The sequence below is a fragment of the Oleiphilus sp. HI0123 genome (assembly GCF_001635315.1).
This window is the reverse complement of record NZ_LWGE01001229.1, coordinates 1-2,720: the sequence shown is the minus strand read 5'-3', so window position 1 is coordinate 2,720 and position 2,720 is coordinate 1. Positions and strand designations below refer to the sequence as shown.

Sequence of the window (2,720 nt, the reverse complement as noted above, 5' to 3'; positions counted from 1 at the left end):
TGCCTCGGTTTGCTTGGGTTTTCTATTCTGCTTGGCGTTGCTGTGCTTATTTTGATGTTCTGGGCTGCTTTGAGCTTTATCGTTCATTTGTGCTTCGTCGCCCATTCTCATACTCAGTGATATTCGTTTTCGTCTTGGATCAGCTTCCATGACTTTCACCTTTACGATATCACCTGTTTTGACAACGTCGCGAGGGTCTTTAACAAATTTGTCCGCCAGTGCCGAGATATGGACGAGACCATCTTGGTGCACACCAATATCAACGAAGGCTCCAAAGTGTGTCACGTTCGTTACCGCTCCCTCGAGCACCATGTTCGGCTTCAGGTCAGAGATTGTCTCGACGCCTTCTTTGTATTCTGCAAACTTAAACTCAGGGCGCGGGTCGCGACCGGGTTTGGCGAGTTCGCTGAAAATATCTTGAACAGTGATCAGGCCGCAGCTTTCACTAACAAAGTCGTTAGCTGATAGCTTCTTTAAAGTTCCGGCATTGCCTATAAGTTGTCCAATATCTTGCTGACTCTTCTGAGCAATGTCCTTCACTGTGGGATAAGATTCCGGATGGACTGCGGATGCATCTAGTGGGTTTTCACCATCAAGAATACGTAAGAATCCAGCGCATTGCTCGAATGCTTTTGGTCCAAGGCGTGGGACTTCTTTGAGTATTTTTCGAGAGTTGAAGCGTCCGTTACTATCACGGAATGCCACAATATTGCTGGCAATACTGGCATTCAGACCAGATACCTTTGCCAGCAATGGTGCAGAAGCCGTATTGACGTCGACACCGACAGCGTTAACACAGTCTTCGATGGTTGCCCCCAGGCTGCGGTTGAGCTGTACTTGGCTAACATCATGCTGGTATTGACCAACGCCAATGGCTTTAGGTTCAATTTTTACGAGCTCTGCCAGAGGATCTTGAAGACGGCGCGCGATCGATACAGCGCCTCGAATGGTGACGTCCAGATCCGGGAACTCATTTGCAGCTAATTCTGATGCAGAATAAACCGAGGCGCCGGCCTCGCTGACCATAATTCGGGTTAAAGCCAAGGCGGGGTAGCGTTTCATTACGTCGGCAGCCAGCTTATCAGTTTCACGAGAGGCAGTACCATTGCCAATGCTGAGCAGCTCAACGTGGTGTTTTTTACAGAGGGCGGCGATTATCTCGATAGATTCGTCCCACTGGTTTCTGGGGGCGTGAGGGTAGATTGTTGCGTGATCCAGTAATTTGCCTGTTTGGTCGATCACCGCCACTTTAACGCCAGTTCGCAGGCCTGGATCAAGGCCTAATGTTGCTTTCGCACCGGCTGGCGCTGCTAATAACAGATCTTTTAGGTTCTCTGCAAAAACATCGATGGCAACTTTTTCAGCTTGTTCTCTTAGCTTGCCAAGTAGTTCAGTCTCGATATGGTTGTTAAGTTTAACGCGCCATGTCCAGCGAACCACTTCTTTTAGCCACTTATCGGCTGCTCGGCCTTGGTCCTCAATATTGTAATAAGCGGCGACTTTGGCTTCACAGGGATGAATCGTTAAACGGTCACTTGCGTCATAACCCTGAGGCTGCAGGCTAATATTGAGCACGCCTTCGTTGCGGCCTCTAAATAGTGCCAATGCACGATGTGATGGGATTTTTGCTATCGCTTCACTGAAGTCAAAATAGTCCTGGAACTTATCACCCTTGGCTTTTTCAGATTCGACAACGGCACTAAAAATCTCGCCCTGATCCCAGAGGTAAGTTTTGAGTATGCCGAGTAGCTTGGCTTCTTCGCTGAGGCGTTCCATCAAAATGTACTTTGCGCCATCTAGTGCGGCTTGTGAGTCATCAATGCCCTTATCAGTGCTAATGAATTTACTCGCTTCAGACTCTGGGTCTAGAGTCGGGTCCTTAAACAAACTATCCGCTAAGGGTTCCAGACCGGCTTCAATTGCAATCTGGCCCTTGGTTCTGCGCTTGGGTTTGTAAGGAAGGTAGAGGTCTTCCAGTTCGTTCTTGCTGGCGACATTAGCGATTTGCGAGGCAAGCGCATCAGTGAGTTTACCTTGTTCGTCAATGCTGCTGAGAATAGTTTTACGCCTATCATCTAACTCTCGTAAGTAACGGAGCCTTTCTTCAAGCTTTCTGAGCTGTGAGTCATCTAGGGCGCCGGTCACTTCTTTTCGATAACGTGCAATAAAGGGGATCGTTGAACCTTCATCAATTAGTTCAATGGTTGCATCGACTTGTTGAGGTCTGACCGAAAGCTCGCTGGCAATTTGGGCTGCAATTTTTTTGGTGGTCGTGGAAGCGGAGGAAGCCTGGGTAGATAAGGTGTTCATGCGAAAGTAAAAGATCCTTGCGAGCGGTAAAGAGGTATCAGTCTTAAAAACAACAAATAGCAATGCACTAAATGGTGACGAGCATGGCGATTTAAACCCCTGCAGTAAATAAAAAATGAAACAAAACAACGAAAATATCTGTTCCAATTTCACAACTAAAGGCAGTGTTGCGGCGCTACGACTGTGTTCATTATTTATATCTATTTAGAATAAGTGCTACAAAGCGACAAAATGTATCTGGAAAGCAATGAGTTGACGTGAAAGAATGATGGAATAGAAAAATAAATGGGCTCAGAGTCACGGGCCCTGAGCCCATTTATTTTTATCGAGATAGACAGAAAGAAGAGAAAGTAGTGGCGAATAAGTTAAACCCTAAACAGCAAGAAGCCGTAGATTATGTTGGTGGTCCT

General features: G+C 46.9%; 1 protein-coding gene. It reads right to left on the bottom strand.

Translation table 11 applies throughout. From position 1 onward, the window contains the following. The coding region (locus tag A3761_RS14130) for a Tex family protein (RefSeq protein ID WP_068750383.1) at nucleotides 1-2,310 on the bottom strand (2,310 nt) is incomplete at its 3' end. Nucleotides 2,311-2,720 lie beyond the last annotated feature (410 nt).